General features: G+C 67.5%; 10 protein-coding genes and 1 pseudogene. 1 reads left to right on the top strand and 10 read right to left on the bottom strand.

Annotated elements, in window-relative coordinates; all coding sequences use genetic code 11:
- Window positions 1-68 precede the first annotated feature (68 nt).
- The 4 genes from LY41_RS05405 to pglW are packed head-to-tail and all read right to left on the bottom strand — an operon-like array spanning window position 69 to window position 17,194.
- Window positions 69-5,474 (bottom strand): PDDEXK-like endonuclease domain-containing protein, encoded by a 5,406-nt coding sequence (locus LY41_RS05405; RefSeq protein WP_253862672.1) that lies wholly within the window; start codon window positions 5,472-5,474, stop codon window positions 69-71.
- Window positions 5,471-9,247 carry a DUF6079 family protein gene (locus LY41_RS05410; RefSeq protein WP_253862673.1) on the bottom strand — a complete coding sequence of 1,259 codons (3,777 nt, stop codon included), beginning with the start codon at window positions 9,245-9,247 and terminating at the stop codon, window positions 5,471-5,473. The genes LY41_RS05405 and LY41_RS05410 overlap by 4 nt, the downstream gene beginning before the upstream one ends.
- A complete protein-coding gene (gene pglX, locus LY41_RS05415) occupies window positions 9,240-12,902 on the bottom strand; it encodes a BREX-2 system adenine-specific DNA-methyltransferase PglX (protein ID WP_253862674.1) in 3,663 nt (1,220 codons plus the stop codon). Before pglX ends, LY41_RS05410 begins: the two co-directional genes overlap by 8 nt.
- The gene (gene pglW, locus LY41_RS05420) at window positions 12,902-17,194 is read right to left on the bottom strand and encodes a BREX system serine/threonine kinase PglW (protein WP_253862675.1); all 4,293 of its coding nucleotides are present in this window, start codon (window positions 17,192-17,194) and stop codon (window positions 12,902-12,904) included. Before pglW ends, pglX begins: the two co-directional genes overlap by 1 nt.
- Before the next feature lie 460 nt (window positions 17,195-17,654).
- Between pglW and LY41_RS05425 the strand changes: the two are divergent.
- Window positions 17,655-17,887 (top strand): annotated as a pseudogene (locus LY41_RS05425) (integrase core domain-containing protein); the annotation flags it as partial.
- 75 nt (window positions 17,888-17,962) lie between these two features.
- Here the strand turns inward: LY41_RS05425 and LY41_RS05430 are convergent.
- The 6 genes from LY41_RS05430 to LY41_RS05455 all read right to left on the bottom strand — a co-directional run bounded on the left by LY41_RS05430 (window position 17,963) and on the right by LY41_RS05455 (window position 21,646).
- Window positions 17,963-18,802: a GSU2403 family nucleotidyltransferase fold protein gene (locus tag LY41_RS05430; protein ID WP_253862676.1), complete on the bottom strand. Its 840-nt coding sequence runs from the start codon at window positions 18,800-18,802 to the stop codon at window positions 17,963-17,965.
- Window positions 18,780-19,811: a type IV toxin-antitoxin system AbiEi family antitoxin gene (locus tag LY41_RS05435; RefSeq protein ID WP_253862677.1), complete on the bottom strand. Its 1,032-nt coding sequence runs from the start codon at window positions 19,809-19,811 to the stop codon at window positions 18,780-18,782. The genes LY41_RS05430 and LY41_RS05435 overlap by 23 nt, the downstream gene beginning before the upstream one ends.
- Before the next feature lie 281 nt (window positions 19,812-20,092).
- Window positions 20,093-20,269, bottom strand: coding sequence for a transposase (locus tag LY41_RS23550; protein ID WP_308292207.1), 177 nt, complete (start codon window positions 20,267-20,269; stop codon window positions 20,093-20,095).
- A gap of 38 nt (window positions 20,270-20,307) precedes the next feature.
- A complete protein-coding gene (locus LY41_RS05445; RefSeq protein ID WP_253862679.1) occupies window positions 20,308-20,538 on the bottom strand; it encodes a hypothetical protein in 231 nt (76 codons plus the stop codon).
- Window positions 20,539-20,638: 100 nt separating this feature from the next.
- Window positions 20,639-21,076, bottom strand: coding sequence for a PPOX class F420-dependent oxidoreductase (locus tag LY41_RS05450; protein WP_253862680.1), 438 nt, complete (start codon window positions 21,074-21,076; stop codon window positions 20,639-20,641).
- Window positions 21,077-21,214: 138 nt separating this feature from the next.
- The gene (locus LY41_RS05455; RefSeq protein ID WP_253862915.1) at window positions 21,215-21,646 is read right to left on the bottom strand and encodes an Hsp20/alpha crystallin family protein; all 432 of its coding nucleotides are present in this window, start codon (window positions 21,644-21,646) and stop codon (window positions 21,215-21,217) included.
- Window positions 21,647-22,030 lie beyond the last annotated feature (384 nt).

Genomic DNA, 22,030 nt, shown 5'->3' on the forward strand with positions numbered 1-22,030 from the left:
GCTGACCCGGCAACCGTTGCGCAGAAGGCCGTTGCGCAGAAAGCCGATGCGCCGAAACGTCCATACCTCTAGCCGCGATCGTCGGCCCCGTACTCTTCCTTGGCCAGGTCGAGGATCGGTTCGAGGTGTTCTCGTATCTGCTTCGTCAGCCGTTTCAAGCCCAGTCGTTCGAGCGTCGTCTTCAAGATGCCCTCGTCGTCCCAGCCTGTTTGCTGGGCAGCAGCAGCCATCATCGCGGCGAGTTCGGCAGGCGGTACCTGGCTCAGCTCGCGCGGACCCAGGTCACGCACGCGGACCTGCGACTGTTCGGGAACCCGGTAGGTACGTGGTTTGACCCCGCTCTCGTCAAGAGGATTGTCCGCGATCAGCACGCCTCGCCGCACCGCGGCGCTGATGGCTGAGTTGAGGTCCTTGGCGATCTGTTTGCCGACCCGCGAACCGCCCGAGGCCCGGACGTAGACGGTGTGCAGTCGGTCCCCGACGATCGGGCCCTCGGTTCGCACGATCTCCTCGATACCGGCCCGCACCTGCTCAGCTGTGGCCCCGTTCACCGGCACCACAGCGCCGGAGAACTCCTCATAGGGCTCGTACGCCCCTGACCGTCCCGCCCGGGGCGATGTGGGCGCCGCGGCCGCTGCTGTCTCTTCGCCGACCACATCGGACGTCCCGGCAACGTCGGACAATCCGGAGCCGCCGGACGGCCCGGCAACGTCGGATGGCACGTCCGCGGCGAGTTCCTCCGGCTCCGCATGCTCGGCCGGCTCCTGGTCGAGCGGCGTGTCCGGCCCGTCCGTCGACGAGGCAGGGAGGCCAGCGTCATCGTCGACCTCATCGCCTCCGGAATCATCGCCGCCGGCAGCGTCGTCGCCGGCAGCGTCGTCCTCGTCGTCCCCTCCGCCGGCTCCGGCCTCGGCCTCAACGATCACCGGGGCGGAGTCACTGACCTGGCCCGCTGGATGGATGTCGAGTTTCGCCAACGTGTCCCACAGGCCTGCGAGGGCCGCAGCCGGGTCCACGTCGAACGACGACCCGGTGATGCGGAAGAACTGCCAGCCGCAGCGTTCCAGGTCGCGCTGCCGTGCCAGGTCGCGCTCGTACTGGTCGGGACCATGCCAGAAGTCGCCGTCGCATTCGATGGCGAGTCGGCGTTGTCCACCGAGAACGACGAGGTCGATGCGGTATCCGGCCGACTCGTACTGCGGGTGGACCGTGTAGCCGCGGTCGATGATGCGGTTGTAAACACGCTGTTCGAACAACGAGTCGAACGGATCGACGCGCTCGTTCTCGGGAACTCGCTCCTGGTGTCCACCGTCGTCCGAACCGTTCGCACGGTTGATGACGCCGTAGCAGTAGTCCAGCAGCGCGAACCGCATGTCGGCGCTGTTGTGCAGCTGTTGGAGACCGATCGAGTGGAACACCCACACCTGGTCCTTGGCGCGGGAGACGGCGACGTTGAAACGCTGCACGTTCGCATCCTGAGTCAGCGAACCGATGCGTTTGCCTTCCTCCGTGGCTTTCACCATGGACAGGAACATCACGTCCCGTTCGGACCCCTGGAAATCAGCGGCATCGCCGCAGCGCAGATCCCGTGCCGTCCACTCCTTGTTCGGTAGTCGCTCCAGCAGGGCCGCCTGGATCTGCTGCGCCTGGGCAGCACCGAGCAACGAGATGACACCGAAGGTTGTGCCGTCGTAGGCGGGATCGGCGATGCACTTCTCGATCCGCTCCACAATGGCCTCGACCTCGACCGGGTTGACCTGGTGGGTACTGCTGCTGCCCTTCACGTACCCGTCGGTGAGGTGTACGGCCTTGACCGGGTCGAGCCGGTCGGTGCCGTACTGGCGCACCGGCACGAGTGCGATGCCCTCCGGTTCATAGGCGATGCGGTTCGAGAATCCGATGATCTCGGGCACGCAGCGGCGGTGTTCGGTGAGCGCGATCAGCCCGCCGTAACGCATCTTCGCCTCGTCGAACAGGCTGCGCTTCGGGTCCTGCCAGGACGCGCGGTAGCGGTCGTCGGCGAGGTACTGGCCTGCGAGGTCGCGCAGCTGCTGCTGATTGATGCCCACGGCCGCGGGCGAGACCTGCATGTCGTCACCGATGACGACGATCTTCTTGGCGAGGTACTGCAGGAACGTGGCTTCCGTGCCCGCCTGGGACGCCTCGTCGACGATGACGACGTCGAACATGTCCGGCTCGACCCGCAGCTGCTCGGCGATCCGGTACAGCGGCATGATCCAGACGGGAACCGCGGGGCGGCATCGTTCCATCGCCTCCCGCACCTCGGACCGGCGTTGGGCCCCATAGGGGCCGGACATCTTGCCCGCCCGCTTGACGAGCTGGGCGTACTGCGTGAGGTCCGCCCTGGCCCCGGGGGTGATGCGCTGAGGTGAGGCCGCGTGGTCCCAGGACCGCAGTGCCGCCATCGTCTCCACCTGGTCGCGAATGGCGTCGTCTGTACGCGTGACGGCAGCCTGCAGGGCGTTGACGTCCCCGGGGTCCTGCTCCCGCACCCATGTCCGAGCCGAGGCCCACGCCCACGCCTGCTCGAACTCGGCGAGCCGGCCGTCCCATGCGGGCCCTGCGGGATCGTCCGTGAGGGCCCGGGACAACGTCGGCGCCTGCTCGTCGAGCCGGCGCTGTAGGGCCGTTCGCCGCTCGGTCATGCTGCGTACCTGCCACAGTCGATACAGCCGCCGATACGCGTCGGCATAACCGTTCGGATCGCGGCCTGCCACGACCGCGTGCAGGTCGCCCACGCACGGCGCCGCCTGCTCCCACTGCGCTGCGAGGCCGACCGTGTCCTCCAGTTCGCGCAGCGGAGTGGCCGCGGCCGTCCACGCCTCTTCGGCCGCTGCCGCGTCGACCAGCCGAGCGTAGGTGCGCACGTCCTGCAGGTCGTTCCAGTTGGGCGCGGGCAGCCCTGCCGCCGCGAGTGCCCGTTCCTCGGTTTCCAGCCGCTGTCCCAAGGCCAGGACACGATGCAACTGTTCCAATTCGGTGACGTGCCACTGCAGCCGTTCGTGCAGCGTGTCTTCCGCGGGGATGTGCACGTTATCGGGCCACGCCTTGTCCAGCGCGGCCAGCGTGCGCGTGGCTTCCGTCCACGTGAGGAACGTGTCCAACTGTTCGACCGTGGTCGGTGGCTGTCCGTTGACCCGGACGCCGTCGAACAGGTCCTGTGCCTTCTTGACGACACCGGCGGTGAGCATCCCGAACTTCGGGCTGCCGTCGGGGTTCGTTTTGATCTTGCCGCCGCCGGCCAGGTGACTCCGCAGTTCGGTGGCCAACGTGCCGAGGCGGCCCGGGTCTCCGTCGGACAGGGTGACCTCGGTCAGCGCTCCCAGCCGTTCCACCTGCGGGGAACAGTGTTCGATGAGCTGGTCGATGTTGCGGCCACGGCCCTGCCACATGCTCGCGCGCCCGGAACGCACATCGGCGAGCGCGCCGTCCATCCACTGTTCCCGCCGTCCCGCGAGCGCGTCCGCCTCGTCGGCGAGTTCGTGCAACCGGCTGCGCAACTGCTCGCGTTGGTCGGCGGACAGCCGCAGCACCGCGTCGAACGCCGTATGCGATTTGAGCTGTTCGTGCGCCCTGCCGCTCTCCGCTGCCCTGGACTCATCGGCGACCTGCTGGGCGAAGACATCGGCGGTGGGCAGCGCGGCGAGTTCCAGCAGTCGCAGGCGCGAGTGCGGCTCGTCGGCGAGAAGCTCCGCGTCAAGCAGGTAGTTGCGCCATTCGGCGATCTCACCGTTGCTCAACGGGCATTGCGCGTCCGCTCCGACCTGCTCGAACTCGAGCAGCCAGCCGCAGCGGTCCTGCTGCGCGGCGAGCTCCCGGGCGATCGCGGCGAGCGTGCCCGAGTACCCGGCGTGTTCGCGTTCGATGACCTCGTGCTCACGCGCGGCGACCAGTTGGTGATGGAACTCGGCACGCTCGCGCCGGAGCCGGTCGATGTTGTCCAGGCACCGCTGGATCTCACGGGCGTTCCGGTCGCCGTCGTACTCCGCGGTGGCCGTGGCGATCTCCTGCACCGCGACTTTCAGATCGGCCATGTCCTCCTGGGACGAGCCGACCACGCCGACCGACAGTGGTTTGATCTGGTCCGGGAGCTTGTCCCTGACCTCGCGCAACGCCCGGTCGGTCTGCGCGGTCACCAGCACGCGTTTGCCCTGCGCGAGCAGGTGGGCGATCAGAGCGCCCGCCGTGTAGGTCTTACCGGTGCCGGGCGGGCCCTGCACCAGAACCTGCGGCTTCACGTCGACGCGCTTGATGATCTCGAGCTGCTTGTCGTTGACGGGCATCGGCAGGAACGGCTCGTCGTCCACATCGACCACGGCCCCGGGTGCGTCGCTCGGTTCGGACTCCGGTGCGTTGTCGGGGTCGATCAGTGGGAGGACGCCGCGCGGCACGTCCTCGGCGTCGGCAAGCTGTTCGACAATGGTCTGAAAGATCTCGACCATGCCCTGCTGGCCGCGTTGGCGCAGCACGATGGCGGGCGCGAATGTGGCCATCGCGTGCTGACCGGGCTGGGCGGCCACGTCCTCGTCGCGATATTCACCGTCGGCGTCGAGGCTGTGGACGAGCCGACGAACCAGCGTGCCGATGTCGTCGCGGTGCAGCGGATGAACAGCCAGGTCCCGGGCTTCGGCCTCGACCGCGTTCACGTTGTCCGCGTTGTTCACCAGGCCCGGGTCGAGCATGTCCCGTTCGATCTTGAAGGCGACCGGTGCTTCGACGCGATGCACGGTCAGCCTGCCGGTGTCGTCGTCGAAGCCGATCCCGAGCGGGCACGTCACCATGTGCCGCCGAACCCGATCGTGCCCCTCCGGTTCCCAGGACAGACAGCCGGTTCCGCTGACGAGTTCGACCTGCTCGGGGTTGTTGCGCACCTCGACGTAGGTTTCGAACAGCTGGTTGTAGTACTCCCGGGCGGGCCGGTCGGCCAGTTCCTTGTCGGCCCAGGCTTCCCAGTCGCGCACGTACTCCTCGTAGGCACGCCGGACATCCGGCCGCTCATCGAGCGAGACCGTGCGTTCGGACTGCTGCTCGGCCTCCTCCGCCTCGTCCGGGTCGGTCCGGCCACCTGCCGAACGGGCCTCACCTGTCGAACGAGCACTGCCTGCCGAACGAGCACTGCCTGCCGAACGAGCACTGCCCACGAGAACGATCTCGGCGCGCAGCTGTGGTGCCTTCTCGGGATCGTTCAGCTCGCCGCGGAGCCAGGGCGCCAGCTCGGCGTCCGGCTCCGGCGGGTCGACGTGCGGCACGCGGTCGACCACGAGCAGCGGTTCGTCGACCGCCGGGGCCTCCTTGTCGTGAGTAGTGTGCACGGCCTCGTGGTCCGGGCAGTCCGAGAGCCACAGGACCCGTGCGAACTTCTCGACGTCCGTGACGGACCGGGTCTTCAGCTGTTGCGCACGGCGAAGGAATTCGAACAGGTTGCGGGCCCGCTGGACACCCTCATCAGTCATTCGATCCACCACTCCACATGCACCGTGCTGTCCTTGTGCTCTGCGAGCATCCGCTTCAGTTCTGCTTCCACTGTGGACACGTCCTGCGTGGAATTGAGCGCGATTCGGTCGTGCCGCTTCCGCGTCTCCGGCCCCGGGTCCGGCTCCGCGGCCGAAGCCGGTTCGACCGGTGGGGTCGGCTCCACAGCCGGGTCCACCGCAGACGCGGGCGAGGGCTCCGGCGTCGGCTCAACCGTTCGACCGCTGGCAGCCCAGTCGAACGTGTCGTTCTCCGCCTTGCGCAGCGCCTGGACCAGGTCCGTCGTCAGCTCGTCGCCGGCGGCGCCTTCGCGGAGCTGCTGCAGGATCTGTCCGGCACTCGCGTCGCCGCCTCGTTGCGCCGTCAGCACCGGGTTGAGCCGTTTCCACGGGAACGCGTGCAGCGCATCGGCGACCCGTTGCGCGTCGGCCAGCGATTTGCCCGCGGCCTGAAGCGTCACGTCGAACGACGCGTGGGCGAGCTTGCCGATGCGCTCGACCCGGTTCGTCGTGCGCACCAGTTCGGTCATGAACTGTGCGGTGGCCTCGGCGGTGCTGAGCCGGTCGGGGGCGCGCTGTTCCAGGTCGAGCTTGGCGTACAGCGAACGTAGCTCGGCCACGAGCGATTCGGCGCTGCGCGCCCGCTCGGTGGCCACGTCGGCGATGTTCGTGGCGAACTCGGCGACGTTCGCTCCGGTGAGGTACGAATTCTCGCTCAGTCCGAACAGGTGGCCCGCGTTGCGCAGTGCCGCCTTCCAGTCGTCCGGGGTCGGCAGCGGCTCGGGCCGGAGCTCCAGGTGGTCCTTGAGCTTGCCGATGCCGGGCATCGCGATGGCGGTGTTCGCCTCGTACCAGGCACGCATCCGCAATAGGGCCCACGCGCTGATCACCAGGTCGGCGACCTCGCCGCGCAGTCCCCATTTCGGGGTGAGGTTGTCGATCCAGTCGCGCAGTTGCCGCACGGTGATGGCGGCTTGCGACCCCGCGTCCAGGCTGGCCACTGCCCGGTCCAGTTCGCCCGCCCAGAAAGCGACCGTGTCCTTGCCGAACAGGAAGTGCGTTTCGGTGACCTTGCCGAGCCCGAGCGGGGTGCAGATGCGCCGTAGCACCTGCCGGTCGGCCGGCTGAGTCGGCACCCTGCCGTCTTCCTGGATGCTGGCCTGTTCCACGTACCCGCGCACGGTCTCGAGCTGTTTGACGGTGATCGCCTCGCCGCTCGGCTCGAACTCGGGGTGTGCCGGGTAGCTGCTGCGGTAGGCCTGGTCGATGAGGTTCTCGAACGCCGAGCGCAGATCGCTGCCGACCGGTTCGGCGGGGTTGAACGACCGGTCCAACGAGCGCAGCACCCCGTCGTGCTGCGGGTCGTCGACGAGGTTGCCCGGCTCGGCCTTCGCCGCGCCGTAGGCCTGTTGCAGGATGCGCGCCATGCGTTCGCGCAGCGAGCGGTACTGGTTTTCGAGGATGGCGCGAGCCTGGTCGCGCTGGGTTTCCGGCAGATGGTCGGAGTTGGTTTGCCACCGCTCCCCCGAGCCGGTGAACAGCCAGTTCAGCTTGACCAGGCGGATGAGGTCGCGCTGCACCTCCGGGGTGAGGAACCGCGGCAGCCAGACGATCGTCGCCGCCGGGTTGCCGCGGCTGAGCATCCGCTCGATGCGGGCGAAGTCCTCGGCAGGCGAGTGGTTCTCCTCGTCGAACGGGTAGTCGATGACGAACCGCCACGTACCCGGCCGGTGGCGGAAGTGCTCGTCGGCGAGCCAACCGGGGTCGCGCACGTTGCCGAACACCACGTCGACCTCGCGCCGGGAGCCGCGCCAGATGACCTGTTTGGTCGCGGCCGAGCCGATGTCGGTGGTGGACAGGTCGACGTCGAGCTGTTCGTGCACCAGTTCCTTGATGAGCTGCCTGCGCCTGCCCGGGTTGTCCTCGCCGGTGATGCGTTCCACCACGGATTCGTAGTCGACATCGGCCAGCCGCACCCGGATCACGGGGTCGCCGGTTTCGCTCGACGTCTCGATCTCGGGGACCTCGGTGCGCCAGGTGTTGATGGCGGCCATGACGATCCGTGCCTCACCGCCGGGCAGCGGGGAGACGATCGAACCGTGGTTCAGCGAGGCGAGCCGGGAGGCGGTGAGCTCCTTCAGCGCGGGCACGTTCGGCGCGACGGCCGACAGCAACAGCGTCTTCGCCAGCCGTTGCTGGCTGTAGTACGCGGGCGGTACGGACTCGGGCGATTCCGCCAGTTGCTGTTCGGTGACTCCGTGCTCGCGCAGCAACAGGGGTTTGAGCTTGTCGGTCCAGAGCGCGGTGGCGGCGCGGAAGAGGTTGGCCGCGTGGTTGTCGAGTGCCTGCTGGCCATGCACGACGTAGTCGAACACGTCGCCGACGGCGAGGACGTCGTCGACGGTCAGCCTGTCCCGTCGCTCCACCAGCATCTGCTGCATGACCTTGAGGGCGGTGCGTTCGCGCTGCATCACGCTGGCCAGCGAGCGCAGTGTGGACACCAGGGCGGGTGAGAACGGGTAGGTGAGCTTGAACTCGGCCTCGGATGCGCCGCGGTGCTGTTCGCCGGTGTTCATCCCGTCCAGCAGTACGTCCCACACGGCGGGGCGGCGGTCGAGCTGGGCGAACGCGTCGTCGAGGACCTGCTGCGCCTGCTGATCCGCGGGTTGGAGCAGCCTGCGGTTGGCGACCTGGGCGAGGTTGTCGTCGCCGAGCGCGATCGGCGTGAACCGGCCCTCCTGGTGGCGGAACGCCTGGGCGAGGGTCTCCTGTTCGGCACCGGAGGCACCGGCGTCGGCGAACCATTTGCGCAGGTCCATCTGCCGGGAGATGAACGAGATGATCGGCACCGCGCGGGGTTTGCCGGAGGTCTCGACGAGTTTGGTGATCTTCTGCGTTTCCCGGCTGAAGAACTCAGTGTTGCGCACGGCGAACGCCAGCCACAGCACGAGTTCGTCGAGGAACATGACCACGCCGTCGTAGCCGAGAGACTTGGCGTGTTCCGAGATCGCCAGCATCCCGGTTTCCAGGTCCACATAGGACGCCATCTGGGTGTAGGAGGTGAAGACGGTGTCGGTCAGCGCGGTGACGAGCTCGGCTCGCGCGGCGCTGTCCGAGGCGGCGGCGCGGGCGGCTTCGTAGGATTCGGCGGTCCAGTTGCCGGCGCCGAGCAGGCCCGCCCAGGCGTCGTCGGCGCCGTCGGAGCCGCCGTTGAGTTTGGCGAAGAACGCGTCGTCGCCGAGGTCGCGGCGGTAGTTCTCGGCGTCGGTGAGCAGGTCGTCGCTGACGTGCACGGCAGGCAGCGGCGCGTCCGGGTGCAGCTGGCGCACCTGCTTGAGGTAGCCGCCGAGGATGGCTTCTTCCATCGAGTTGGCGCCGAGCAGATGGTAGGTCAGCCGCAGCAGTTTCGCGTCGCGCAGGGTGGGGTCGTGGGTGGGCAGCAGCGGCTGGATCTCGGGGATCTTGCGGGCGCTGGGTTCGTGGCCGAGCAGGGCGTGCAGCACGGCCATGAAGTGGCTCTTACCGGAGCCGAACGATCCGGTGAGGAACGCGCCCCTGCTGCTGTTGCCGCGCAGCGCGTCGGCCACGAGGGAGAGCGCGCTGTCGAAGTTGCGTGCCAGCGACTCGGTGACGACGTACTGGCTCAGGGTGTGTTCCAGGTGGTCGGCGTCGGTGCTGTCGGCGAGCCGCAGCACGTAGTCCTCGGCGCCGACGCGCTCCGGGATGGTGATGACGTCGCGCAGCAGCTTACTCATCGTGTGCCCCGTGTCCCGTGTTGTGCTGTGCCGTGTTCTGCCGTGCGGTGCTCTGCTGTGCCTTCGCGGTGTTCTGCTGTGCCTTCGCCGTGGTCGTCTTGCGCTTGCGCCTGACCGGTTTCGCGGGCCGCCACGCGGCGAGCTCGGCGGCGGTCGTCCCTGCCCGGGTACAACGCGTGGCGAGTTCTTCGTCGACGAACGAGGCGAGGCTGACGCCGTAGTTCGGGTCGGTGTCGTGGTGCCACTGCCGGACCCACGGCTGCAGTTCGGCGAGGCCGGCGATCAGCGGGAGGAGCTGCTCGTCGGTCCAGCCTTCCTGTTCGCGTTCGTTCATGATCGTTGCGACGGCGAGGGCCTGTTGTGCGTGGTCCCAGCCTGCCCAGCCGAGCAGCGGGGTGGGGTCGGTTTCGCGGCCTGCGTCGGGGTAGCTGATGAACCGTTCCTTGGGCACGTCGAGTTTGCCGCGGTGTTGCCAGTATTCGCCGCGCTGGAAGTCGGCCTTGCTGTATTTCGGCGGCACCGGGATGGGCTTGTCGGGCGGGGCGCCGTCGTCTTCGAGGCGCTGCAGCCGCCAGGTGTCCTCCCAGGCGGCGCGTTTCGTCAGGCCCGATTCCTTGTAGCGGTAGGCGGCGAGGAACGGCACGGCCTGGTCGTCGACGAGCTGTTGCAGGGCGGCCGAGGTGTCCACGTCGGGCTGGCCCATCCACAGTTCCAGCACGCCGGTGAATTCGGCGTCGGTGCCGACGAGGTCGGCGAGCTGGGCGATGCTGCGTGGCCGCGGGCGGTTCTGCTTGTCGAACCAGAGCGAGCGGTCTTCGAGCCGGTCCAGCAGCCAGTCGCGCAGCGCGGTCCGGACGCGTTTGTCCCACGGGTCGCTCTGCCACCGCCGCTTGTGTTCCGGTTTCTCGAGGAGGCGGATGTTGCGGTCGCTCGCGATGAGGTCGAGCCGACGTTGCACCAGGTCGCGGTAGTCGGCAGTCCAGTGCTCGGGCGATTCGGTGATGGGGGTGGAACGGTGCCGCTCGAACCACGCGGTGTGTTCACCCTCGGCCATGGCGCGGGCCAGGACGATCTCGAACGCCCGCTCCCCCAGGCTCAGTCCGGGAAGCTCACCGGAGTACGTGAGGTCCTCGTCGACCAGTCCGTAGAGCCGGTAGCACTCCCAGTCCAGCTCTTCCTGTTCGGCGATCAGCTGCGCCCGAATGCGCTCGTGCTCGGCGTACGCCGCGTCCAGGGCCTGCTTGGTCGGCACCCCGGCCTCCGCCACCGCCTGCGGCGTGTGCCGAGCCAACTCCTGCGCGAGGGTGTCGAGCCGCCGCGCCCGCTCCAACGGAAACTCCGCCGGGAGCGGAAAGTCCTTCAATGTCGTACCGGTGAACTCGTAGAACTCATCCCATTCGTCACCGCGGAAGCCCTCGTTGACACCGCCGTTTCCTTTGCCATGGCTGTTTTGCTTGAGCCAGAAGCAGGCGACCGAGGAGTTCAACACCCCCAGCAGCTCCAGATGGTCGTCCTCCGACGCCCCCTCCGGCAACTTCATCACCGGCGCCGACTGCTTGAAGACCTTCCCACCCCGATCCAACACAAAATGGTTATGCGTAGCCACAAACGCAAACGCGATCGACAATTCTGAACGGAATTTACTCAGGTACAGCTCTTGCCATTCATACCATGCCAAGCCGCGCTCAACCATAGGAACGCCAAATCGCTTCCGCTTGTCGAGGACCGACTTGTACATCTGCAGCCATCGCCCCAACGAACCAAGTTCTTCCAGGGGTTTAACCTTGAAGGCTTCATCGTACGTCCAGCCAGCAGCCTGCAATCCGGCGTCAACGTCCCAGTCGCGGACATACTCACCTTCAACAAGAAATGTCGTTAACCCCCAACCAATCCGATCGCAGTCACGCGCCGTCGGAAACATGAAAAAATCATCCTCGCCAGTGACGGCAGTTATCCCGGCGCTTGCGATGACAGAGTCAAGGGCGTTAGAAGCATTCTCCTGAATGGCTTCACTTAGCTCGACTGCGCCACCTCCAGCGAGACTCCATGGATGACCATTGAGCGCGCTTCGATCTAGGTTCGCCACTGTAACCCAGTCATTCTCGAAGCCGGGGTCGTCGACGTGGTTGACGATGCTCGACCACACGAGGCCCTTCGCTGGGTCCTCGGGTCGCCCCGGTTCGCCGCGGACACCGAGCACAGCGCGCGCCGTATCGTCGACTTTGCCTTGGTTTCGGCCGATGAGAATGACAGTGGGCGTGCCGTGTCCCGGGATGTACGCGCCCGACGTATCGATCACCGACCGAAGGTCCTTGTTCGCCAGGAACTTCTCGATGATCGGCGTGCCGAACTCGCGCTTCATGAACGAGTTGGACGTAATCTGCCCCGTCCAGCCAGGCCGATCGCCGGATCGGGCGAGGTTGAAGAACAACTCCATGAACGGGACCGTGAGGGCATACTTGCCCTTGCAGTAGCCGTACAGCGCCCGGTACGCGCTGTTCTGGGCCTTGTCCTTGGCCGTGATGTACGGCGGGTTGCCGACGACCACGTCGTAGTGGTCGTGCAGGATCTTCTTGAGCAGTGTGGCGTTCTCGGTGGCGTAGGCGTACGTGTCGCCGTCGGTGTCGGTGCTGAACAGGTCGCCGTGCAGGTTGGTCTGCTTCGCGCCGTAGATGAGGGAGTCGCCCGCGGCGAGCTGAGTGTGGAAGTCGGGCGCGTGTTCCAGCGACGTGTCGCCGGTGGCCTTCAGCGCGGCGACGATCAGCCGGAACCGGGCGATCGCCACGGCGAACGGGTTGATGTCGACGCCGCGCACCCCGTCGAGGGCCTTCTGCACCAGCGTGCGCGTGTCGAGGTTCGGCTCCTGCTTCGACCAGCGGTCCACCAGCCGGTCGAAGGCGCCGAGGAGGAAGTGGCCGGAACCGCACGTCGGGTCAATGACCGTGAACCCGTCGAGCTGCCGTTCCGCCAGCGCAGGCTCAAAGGTCTGGTCGAGGATGAACTCCTCCACGAACTCCGGCGTCTGCAACAGGGCGTAATGCTCCTGCGCGAACTCCGACAAGTCCTGATACAGATCACCGAGGAACCGGGTGTCCAGCTCCGGGTTGACCTCCGGGCCGAAGCGCCACAGCAGCTCGCCCTCGGAATCCTGATCCCACCAGAACTGCAGCAGCCGCAACGCCGCGTCACCCGACGGCGAGACCTGCCACAGCGGCGAGTAGCCGTCCACCAGCCCCGCGGTGGCGCGCATCCCGGCGAAGTGCTCCACGATCTGCAGCAGCCAGTGCCGATCGTTGTGTTCCGGGTGCTCCTGGAAGTACGCATCCCGCGCGTCGAGGGCGTCCTGCCGCCGCGTGCGGTCCGGTCCGGCGATCCACACGCGCGAGACGAGCCGGTTGTCCTCGCAGAACCGGGCGAACACGGTGACCAGCACCCACGCCACGGCCACCTGCGTCACGCGTTCGTCCCGCCACGCCTGCCACGACGCGGCCGTGCGGTCGGACTTGAGGGCGGCCTCGTACTCGGCGTACCAACGCTCGAACACACCCTCGTCCCGGGCGAACTCGTCCGGACCGTCGACCCGCGCCCGCAAATCCTGCTCCAGGTCCTCGACCTGCCGCTGCAGCGCCCCGACCAGTCCCGTCACCTTCGCCATTACCGGCTGCCCTCGCTCACCACGTCACGTTCCGCCGTGAAGTCCACTTCGGATTCCTGTTCCCGCAGCCACTTCTCGTCCAGCTCGACGAACTGGCCGTTCGAGCCGAGCTGCAACGGCTGACTGTCCACCACGGCACCCCGCATCCACGACAGCTGCGGCAGCACCAGCCACAGCGGCCGCGTCCGCTTCGCCGCCAGATCCGACCAGCGCGCCACCACGCCCAAATGCCCGTACCGCGCCAGCGGCGACAACTCGGTCAGGATCACCGGCTCCGCCGCCTGCTCCCCCGCGAGCACCAGGTCGTCGATGTACTCGGTCACCGCGGGCAGGGCACGGTCCACCAGGGTGTGCAGGCCGCGCGCGTCCCGGCTGCCCGGCTGGGCCGCGTCGGCGGCGCGCACCACATGCCACGGCAGGTTGCTGCCCTCCGCCGTCTCCCGCATCCGCTCGATCAGCAACTCCGTCACGTCCAGCACCGAGGCGCTGTAGCGCTCCCGCAACACCCGCGCCGCCCTGCCCGGTTCGTTCGCGTTCGGCGCAGGCATGCCCAGCGCCAGGAACGACCGGGTCGACACGCTGTCGCGGAGCACCCGCGCCAGATGGTCGCCGCGCAGCAGCTGCGACTCAGTCGGCGTCGGCGCCGGGACGGAATGGTGGGTCGGGAAGCCGGTGCTGTCGGAGCGGTCCTCGCCCGGCGCGCGATAGGTGCCGTGCTCGGTGGAATAGCGCAACCCGACACCCGCGGCGTCCACGATCGCGTCGAGATCCGGCCTGGCGGGCAGCGGATCGAGATCGGGGAACCGCGCCCGCACCCGCGCCGCCAGCTCCTCCGGCGACAACTCCGTGCGCTGGGCGATCCCCGACAACGCCAGCCGCACCGCCGTCGACGCCGCCAACGTGCGCAGGTGCAGCTCACCCCGCGTGGACAACGCCGCGGACCCCGACGTCTGCGCAGCCAGCCGCACGAGACGCAGGTCCGTGATCGCCGGCGGCCTGCGCTCACTGCCGTCGCGGAACACCTCGGTGAACCGGGCGCGCACCTCCCGCGCCGCCCGCTGCTGCGGCACCACCGGCTCGCCGGCCTCGTCCGCGCCGACCACCAGCCCGTCCGCCGCCGCGGCCGCGGCCTCCGCCGCATCCAACAGCACCGGATCCGTGGCCAGCAGCGCCAGCCGCGAACCCCGCCGCCGCTTCGCCAACGGCTCTTCGGCCGCGGCCACCACATGCTCCTGATACCGGTCCAGCGCCAGCCGCAGCAGCCCGGCCGCCACCCGGTCGGCCTTGTCCGCCGACCCCGCCGACACGTCCGGCAGCGCACCCAGCATCTCGCCGGTCAACGTCTGCACCGTGGCGACTCCGCCCAGCGAGTCGAGCGCGCGCGTGAGTACCTCCACCAGCTGGTCCAGCAGGTCCTTGGTGCGCTGTTCGCGGGAGAACGCCTCCTGCATCTCCTTGATGAGCTGATGGCCCCGCGGAGCCGACCGCCCCACCCCACGGGCCAGCTCCTGCTGGCTGGCAAATGGATCCAGCCCGGCTTCCAACCCGAGGATCAACCGCGCCGCCTGCCGCCGGGTCGACGAACGGGGATGCACCTCCTTCGACGCGAGCAGCTCGGCGGCCGAGATCGGATCCGGCATCGTGTTCGCGTCGTCGCCGCGCTTGCCCCGGCCGCGCCGATCCGCCAGCTGCGGACCGAACTCCTTGCGCCAGGCCGTGATCCGCTTGCGGATCTCCTCGCCGGTGGTCTTCGTTTCGCGATCCAGCAGCCGGTTCAGCCGCGTCGAGTCCAGTTCCAGCAGGTCGGCCACGGTGCCGACACCGGCCGGTTCCACGACCGAGATCGCCCGTGCCGACAGTCCCGATTCGCCGAGAGTCGTGTCCAGCGTGGCACTGTCGACCTTCTGCTTCGTGTCGTCCGAGTACCGCCCGAGCCCGCGGAAGATCGCCCGCCAGGCGCTGAGCATCTCCTCGGCGGTGTCGTGTCGCGTGCCGACGTCACGCGACAGGGCGGAGCGGAAGAACGCCGCCAGATCCTCGGCCACCGACGGGTCGAACGCCTCGAGCGACACCGTCACGTCGTCGTTCACGCTCGCCGGGTTCGCCTCCGGGTCGTCGCCGTACTGCGGCAACCGGCCCGTGGCCATCTCGTACAGCACCACCGCCGCGCCGTACCGCTCGGCGGCGCTGTCGTAGGTGCTGCGGCTGCCGCCGAGGAACGGGTCCAGATACGGCGGCGTGCCCGCGTGCAGGGCTCGCCCGCCCGTGCCCGCCATGGAGAAGTCGAACAGCACCAGGTGCGTTTCGGTCTTCGCCCCGGCCGGCTTGTGGACGCCGAGGTTCGGCGGCTTGATGTCCCGGTGGTTGATGCCCACCGAATCCAGCATCACCAGCGCGTCCAGCAGGTCGCCGCCCCACCGTTCCAACAGGTCCAGCGACAGCCGGCTGCGCTTGCTCGTCAGCATCTCGGCCAATGTGGCCTCGCCCGCGTGCTGCAGCACCAGCGCGCGCCGTCCGGCGAGCGTGACGTGCTGAATCAGGCGCACCACACGGTCGTGATTGAGCTGGCCGAGCACCCGTTCCTCGGCTTCCAGCCGCTCGGCGGCGTCATGGTCCTTCGCGACCTTGAGCACCCGCTGCGCGTCCCCCGCCTGGGAGTCGGTGACCAGGATGCCGACCGCGGTGGAACCCGAACCGAGCTTGCGCTGATACGTGAACCGGCCGCCGAGGACGTCGCCAGGGCGAGCCTCCAGCGGGTCCGGTTCCTCGACCGGCGCGGGGGCGGCGAACTCCTTCTCGGCCTGCTCGAGCTGCTGCAGGAACACCGATACCGAGGGAGTGCGTTCGGACGGGCGCGGATGCGTCGCCTGCAGCACCAGCTCGCGCAGCTTCGACGGGATCTGCGGCAACTCGGCGGCCAGGTCGAGACCGCCGTCGCGGCGGAGCCGGTCCACCAGCGCGCCCGGATCCTGGGCAGGCAACACCTGGTTCGTCAGCAGGTAGAAGGTCACCGCGCCGAGTGCGAACACGTCCAGCCGCACCCGGTCCGCGTTCGGGCTCCACCGGCCCTCCGGCGCCTCGAACAGTTGGTCCTCGTCGGCGAGCGCGGCGCCGGGATGGCCCTGCTCCGGTTCCACCTCCGACTGGCCGGTACTGGACACGCGGCTGAGCTGCGTCCCCGGCACCCGGCCGACGGCGTCCCAGTTCGCCACCGTAACCGCGTGCCCGTCGCTGCTGCGCTCACGTACCGACACCGCCGACGGGGCCAATCCGCGGTGCACCACCCGGTGCCGATGCGCGTAGTCCAGCGCCTCGGCGACCTGGCGCACGATGTCGAGCTGCTGACCGAGATTGAGCGTGCCGCCGTCGGTCGCCAGCCACAGGTCCAGCCGACTGCCGCTGTCCTCGCGGTAGACCAGGCCGATGCCGAGCTCGTCCGAGACGATGTCGTGCGGTACCTGCAGTCCGTCGTGCCGCAGCCGGGACAGCAGCCGGTACTCGTACTCGATCCGCCGTTTGAGCGCCTGCTCCTCGGCACGGGTTCCCTCTGGGTTCGGAATGAAGAACCGGATGCGATAGCGGTCCGTGGTCGCCAGCCGGTGAAACGCGGGCCAGTCCTGCCAGCCGTCACCGTTGTCGAGTGGCTCGTCGTCGATCACCCACGAGCCCGCTTCACGCTGGCGCCGGGGGACCAGGCCGATGTGCTGCATCAGCCCGGCGAACAGGGCCGACTTCCTCGCTGAAATCGTTTCCCGACGCGCCGGAGCGAGTAGCAGCTCCGAGATCGGGGCCAGCCCGGAGGTCTCCTCGTAGCCGTCCAGCCCGTAAATGCCCTGACGAGCGTGCTGCGGCAGCTGACACTCGAACTTCGGGTGGTGCAGGAACACCGCTTCTTGCACGAACGGTACGTAGTCGCGGACGTCGACCTGGTGCTCGCCGCGCTCGTGCAGGTGCTCGCGGAGGCGTTGCTGCAGCACACTGGCCAGATACTGCGCCTTCCGGCGCGCCAACTTCAGCGGCGAGTCCTCGGCCGGCCGACCGTCACGCAGCCACCGGTGGTCGTTGCCGCGCAGCGTGCCGCTGTAGTACTTCAGCTCCACCAGGTACAACGTGTCCCTGGCCAGCACGAGCAGGTCCACCTCGTGCCAGCGGCCGCGGGTGTCGCGGAACTCGAAGTTCGACCACGCGCGGAACGGTTCCACATCCGGCAGCAGGTCCCGGATGATGCCCAGGCCCTCGTCCTCGTGCCGGAACTGGGACGGGCTCACGGTGACCCAGCGGTCGGATTGCACTCCCTCGCCTCCTTCACTGATCGCCCGTCCACCATGTCACGCGGTATACGGCCGTGGACAGCGCGTCAGCCGCGTGCACGAGCGCCGACTCCGGTCCGACTGATCTCCGGTCCGATCATCCGCACCAGGCGCATGATCGGACCGCACGACGCACCGCCGACCAAGTGAATCGTCCGGCGCCCGCGATCCGTCACGGGTAGTTACCAACTCGTGAGGATCTCGTCCCGGAACGTGGAACTACCCGCCGACGTCGGTCAGTGTTGCCCAGAACGGGACACGACCCAGGATGCAGCCTTGCTGATCACCACTCCCCACGTCTCGACCACATCCAGTTCACTCAGGCTATGGACGACCGCTCCAGCCGTCCGCACCAGAGCCCGCAACGCACCAGTCGGGTAGTCGAGGACGAGGTCCTGCGGCTGCGTGACGAACACAAGATCGGGCCGCTGCGCATCGCTGCATCGCCCGGCGGTTCACTCGCCCTTGGCGCCCACAAACGAACGGAAAAGTGGAGCGCTACACCGCACCCTGCTCGACGAATGGGCCAACCAGCAGCCCTATCAATCCGAAAACGAACGCCAGAGAGCCTTCGGTGACTGGCTCGACTGGTACAATTTCCACCGACCCCACACCGCAATCCACGGAGCCCCACCAGCCGACCGCGTCACCAACCTCCCCGAATCACACAGCTAGGCCATCGCCGCGGCATTGGAACACTGAAACCCGACAGTTCCGATGACAACGGAACTACACTGATTCGCGAACACCTTATGCGTGAGTACGGTGCGTTGCGTCCAGCAGGTCCTGAGCGAGTATCGCTGTCGACGCTGCGACTGTGGCTGGTTCACCGATGCCTTCCTCAGCGCGTCCCGCCATCATCGATCCGGTCGCATCAGCACCAGCAGCGAAGAGCTGCCGCAGGAACTCCAGCGCCTGTTCAGTGACCGGCCTGGCCAGCGGGTCGAGACACAGTCGTTTCATTGACGCGGCGAGCTCGCCGGTGTCCACGGCGATCAACAGCCGGTAGACGTCATGGGCGTCCTTGTCGACCAGCCGATCCGGAACACTGCCTGCCCGCTCACCCAGCTTGTGAAGTTTCGCGACGAGCAGCGCGCCCGGCCCGGCAACGTGGGTGGTATGCACCCGATCATCGCCATCGGCGAGGGCTCCGACCCGTATCGGTACATGGTCAACCACAGCGGCCTCCAACCCAGTAGCACGTCGTGCCGCCAACTTCCAGTGTGGCGGGATGCGCACCCCGCGCCGTCCCCCATCGCCTGCCAGCAGTTCAGGCACCATGAGATCCACCGGCGTGCCCGCGCCGTTGAGCCAAGATCCCGGCTGCTTACTCTCCTGGTCCAACGTGAACCCAGCGGCATGAAGCACGTCCTCAATCGTCGGCGGGTCTGTCCATTTCCTGGGATCGAGCGCCACATCGCTGTCTTTGGTCGCTTCGGCCAACGCGACATTCGCACCACCGGTGTGCAAGTAGACTGCCTGCGCTCCGATGACAACAATCCCGTCCAGATGATCATGCAGCGCGTCCAACGCGTCGAGTAGCGCACTACGTGCGAGGACGAGCAGATCAGTGTCGCCACTGCGGTTCATGCGCTTCCATCCAGTCGAGAAGTGCGGACGCTTCGTTTGGACTACGACCGGGCCCGGTCAGTAGGTCGACGGCAGCTTGAGCCGGAGCGACGAAGCTTACCCCATCAGATTCGAACGTGCGATCGAATACCACGTCGTTGTCAGTCGTCGCCAGCATCACGTTCGCCCCTGAATCCACCGGCCTGAGTCCCAGTGCGGCTGCGACGGTTTCCAGGTCGTCCGCGTACATCATCGCTAGCCTGGCCGGAGCATACGGAGCGAGTTTTGCCGCCGCCAGGCTGCCCGTCACCGCGTACCGCAAATCCCGGTGTGCTGCCAATGCACTCGTCACCGAGGAGAGTCCACGCGGGTGCAGGTACGTGCAGACCGTGTTGCTGCGCAGGAATCCGTAGTCCGAGCTCCATCGCTCGAGTAGCTCTCGCCATCGCACGACCGTGATCGGCCCACGCTCCTCGCGTTCCAGAAGCGCCTCTCGCTCCAGGAGCTCCACAACCCGATAGGTCGCGCCTGTAGAGACACGCGAGCGCCGTGACACTTCCGGGACACTCATCGGAGGCATGAAATCCACGAGAGTGCGAACGACGCGAGCGGCTGGAGTTCCCCGCAATGTGCCTCGTGGACGGCCGGGCCCGCGCCATGGGTCACCATCAGCCCCTGTATCGCGCAGGAACAACGCGGGCGAGTTCAACTGCACCAGCAGGTTGCCAGTGGCGTCAGCATAGGAAACCCCTCGTTCGAACAACTCATCCCGCACCGGGGGTGAGAGGTAGCGCGCGATGACCATCGGGACGGCATCCACGTCAGACCGGTCGACTACACGGTCGATCCGTTCGAGCGTTGCCGGTATATCTCTGCGCACGAGCGAAAGCTTCGACTCGACTGCGATACGCGAAGCGGCACCGTCCGGCCCGGTTAACTCGACGACGGCGTCGAGTCGGCCGGCATCCACGCGCAAGTCACGTTCGCTGGACATCGACCACGATGACGGCAGTCGCCGCTCCAGCAGCACCAGCCCGCGTCGTAAGACCTCAGACTCGCGAGCAGGCGGCTCACCGAGACCTGTGAGGTCCGCCGACCCGCTCCCTCGTCCTCCGGGTATCGCCATGACACATAATCTACCACTTCCACTGACAACGGAATAGTCCAATTTCGCGAAAGCCACGCCGGTTGTCGAACCGGCGGCTGTGCGCCGGTAAGCCTCACGTGGCCAGCCGCTCAGGCGGCCTAACCCGCTCTCGGTCACACGTCCCGATGAGCGCCGGGTCGCGGCGCGGCGAGGCGCGCCGGCCGCTACGCGATGGCAGCAATATCTCCGTCATCGACATCAGTCTGGCGCAACCACTTCTGCAAGGTCATCTCGTGAACACCGAGGTCCGCGGCGACCTGCGCCAGCGTCACGCCGAGTTCCCGGTTCCGAGCAACCCGCACGACGTCCTCACGGAACTCACGGGGATATGCCTTGGGCACAATGACATGCTTCCACGCCCGCCTCTCGGCAAGCGAACTCAGATGTCACAGAACCGTTCAGCAGCCTCATCCCGCTTGCCGTCGACCACACCGACTTCGCCCGGCTGACAACCGGCGACTACCGCGCATTCGTCGACGCCTACGGAGGCCACGACGTCACGACCACGCCGAAATTCCGCGTACTCGCAGATATTCAGGAACTCCGTTGGGTCTGCTTCGTGCTCGGAAAGGCCGCTGTCAGTCCAGTAGCGGCGCTCGAAACGCGCCACCGCATCGCCTGCTTGCGAGGCAAAACATCGCGTCCGTGGACCTGGACGGCGTTCTGACGCAACGGGCACACATACTTGGCCGGCGACTTCGGGTTCGTGCTCAATCGGCCAGGTCGGCGTGGGCGACGACCTTCGTGATGCGGGCCCGGACGAGCAGCTCCCCGGGGACCGCGTTGCGCTTCCCGAAGGCCTCGGCGTTCTCCTCCCCCATGTAGCGGCCGCCGATCGCAATCGACCAGGGAAGCATCTCGTCGACGTTCTCGGACAGCGACGCCTCGGCGGTGAAGTGCACGTACGAGTACGGCGGGGCCTGGTCGTCGACCGCCATCGACAACCGCGCGTCCCGGCGCAACTCTCTGCCCTTCACGCTGTCGGCTCCGGTGTTGAACACGATCTCGTCACCGGCATCGCCCTGGTGGAGGACGAACCAGACCGGGGTGACGTGCGGCGAGCCGTCGGCGCGGACCACGCCGACCTTGCCCGTGCGCGTTCCCTCGCTCGCGAATCGCCACCATGCGTCACGCGTCATCTCATGCATACGCCGCAAACTACCGCGTTCGGAGCCCGTTCGCCGGTCGCTCCTCCCCGTCCGGACCGACGAGTGCGGCCCCACCGCGACGGCCCGGACGGGGTCGTCGAACGGTGGGGCCGCGGTGGACGTGCCGGGCGGCGACACTCAGGCGTTGATCTCCTTACGCCCCTCACCACCGGCGATGGCGATCTTGCGCGGCTTGGCCTGTTCGGCCACAGGAATCCGCAGCGTCAGCACACCGGCCTCGTAGCCGGCCTGCACCTTGTCGGCGTCGAGTGTGTCCCCGAGGAACAACTGGCGGGAGAACGTGCCCCGCGGACGCTCGGCGACCTGCACCTCATCGCCGTCACCGTGGTCCGGACCACGCTCGGCCCTGACGGTGAGGACGTTGCGCTCGACGTCCAGGTCGATCGACTCGGCCGAAACGCCCGGCAGGTCGAACTTGACGACGTAGTCGTCCCCGGAACGGAACGCGTCCATCGGCATCGCCGCAGGCCGCGCCGAGGTTCCGTTCTGCCCGAAGAACTGCTGCGAGATCCGGTCCAGCTCACGGAACGGGTCGGTCCGCATCAACATGGCCACTACCTACCTCCTCCGGTCGTCACAGTTCACCATGGCCGCCTCGTCGGCGACCCTCATTCTTGATAACGATGGACGCAAGAAACTTGTTCCCGAAGTTGGACTAGACAGGTGCGGGTGGGTTCGACAGGTTCGAACTGCACATGCCGCTGCGGGCACTATTGCGGGCGCTGCTGCGCCGAATCGTCGATCCCTCGTCGTCAGCATCGTGAACCACTCCGAGACCGTCTCCCGACCGACTCCGGGTCATCCACCTCTCACCAAAATTAATAGCGACGACTACAACTTCTGTCAAGCACCGAAGTGAGATAACCTGAGTGTCTTCGCAGCCATCTGCTGCTGACGGAGCGAAGCACCTTCCAGGGCCGCCGGACAGCACGA

Source organism: Prauserella halophila, assembly GCF_024171895.1.
GTDB lineage: Bacteria > Actinomycetota > Actinomycetes > Mycobacteriales > Pseudonocardiaceae > Prauserella > Prauserella halophila.